The following is a 1,806-nucleotide window of genomic DNA, read 5'->3' on the forward strand; positions in this document are numbered from 1 at the left end:
TTGCGTAGCTGGGAGAAATCAGAACGGGACATGTACCTCGCCAGTGATGTGGCAACCGTGCCGGGATGGACCGCGTAGGCGCGGATTCCTAACTCGCACAAGCGTCGGTCGGCTTCGAACGCATGCAGGATGTTCGCGGTCTTGGATGCGCCGTATGCGACGAACTTGTCGTAGTCGCGGTGTTCCCAGTTGGGATCGTCGAAGTCGACGTCGCCCAGCACGTGGCCGCCGGAGGAGAGAATGACCACCCGGGCGCCCCCAGCGGCGGCGAGCTGAGGAGTAAGGAGTCGGGTGAGCTCGAAGTGCCCGAAATGGTTTGTCCCGATCTGGATTTCGAAGCCGTCTTGGGTCCGGCTGAACGGAGTGAACATGACACCGGCGTTGTTCATCAGGATATGAATCACCGGCGTGGCTCGGCCGATCTCGGTGGCCGCGGCACGCACACTGGCCAGCGAAGTGAGATCGAGACACACCGTCGAGGTTTCTGCGTCGGGCACCTCGGCATGTATCCACCGGACCGTCTCGGCCAGCGCAGCGGTGTTGCGCGCGGCTAAAATCACCTGCGCGCCCGCGGCTGCCAGCGCCCGCGCCGACTCGCGGCCTAGCCCCGACGAAGCCCCGGTAATCACGCATACCTTGCCCGATAGGTCAATCCCCTCAACGACTTGCAGGGCGCTGCGCGATCCCGTCATGCCGGCGTGAGCCTCCACAACGGGATCACGACGTCTGCGTCGCACTCCTCGTCGACGACCCACTTGCACATCCGCCTGATCGGCTCGATGGCGTCCTGCGGGGCGGCGACCGCGACATTGCACGCATAACCCAAGCTGGTCAGCCGTTGGGCACCGAACAGCGGCAACGTGTCTCGCAGCCGGCGCTTGAGGGATTCGGGGTAGATGCCGATGGTCTGGGTGTAGGCGTTCACCGCGGCGGTGACCTTGTCGATGTTGTCCACCGGCACGATATTGGCGACCCGCCCGGACAGCATCGGCGAATAGTCGACCGGCTCGTCGCACTGGGAGACGACGATCGCGCCCTCGCGCTGCTCGCCGCCAATCACCCGATAGAAGTCCTCGGTCATTCGGGAGGCCTCCAGGTGGTCGAGCAGCTCGCGGTTGGGGTAACGCGGCGGGGTGCTGATCATCGGAGGCAGTGACATCAATTCTTGATAGATCAATTCGCCGAGCCGGTTTGCCCTGGCCAGCCCGTCGGTGTCGGTTCCGCTGAGCACATAGATGACGCGCGCGTTGGCGCAGCCTTCCTGGTTCGCGACGCCGATGTCGGTCGCGGCGCGACGGGCCACCTCGCGCATCGTGGCTTCGTCGTCGAACGCCTCATGGCCGATGATCGTGGTGCTGCGTTTGGGATCCAGCGCGATGAGCTCCAAACCGGGTTGGATGTAACGGGTTACGTGCTTGACCGAGGCCAGCCCGCCCCACGCCACGATCTTCTCGATGTGCTGAGGCTGGTAGAGGGTTTCCTCGACAGCCAGGTCGCCGCCTTTCCAATACCCGACCGCGAGATGCTTGGTGATCGGGTGGTTCGGCGCGACATCAGCCAGCGTGCGGGCGATGGCGACCGCGGTGAGCGGATCGTTCGACGGCGCCTTGATGATCACGTCGGATCGGGTGATCACCGAACGCAGGATGGTCACCGCAGAGACCAATCCACCGTTGCCGGCCGGGATGTGTCGGACTCGGGATCCGAAGGCGCGCACCCGCAGTTCGCGGCCGTCGCGCAAGGTGTGCGGGACCCAACCGTTGAGGTAGTCCAGGCCGACTTGGGTCTCTGCGATTTCGGTGACGC

2 protein-coding genes are annotated in these 1,806 nt (G+C 64.6%); both read right to left on the bottom strand.

The genetic code is table 11. The annotated features are described in order from the left end of the window. On the bottom strand, positions 1–692 hold a 692-nt coding region (locus WBF82_RS09340), incomplete at its 3' end, for an SDR family NAD(P)-dependent oxidoreductase (protein WP_424382765.1). Then, positions 689–1,806, bottom strand: a 1,118-nt coding sequence (locus WBF82_RS09345) for an acyl-CoA reductase (RefSeq protein ID WP_424382766.1), incomplete at its 5' end; no start/stop codon positions are given. The genes WBF82_RS09345 and WBF82_RS09340, both read right to left, overlap by 4 nt.

Origin of the sequence: Mycobacterium sp. (genome assembly GCF_049673265.1) — a bacterium.
GTDB lineage: Bacteria > Actinomycetota > Actinomycetes > Mycobacteriales > Mycobacteriaceae > Mycobacterium.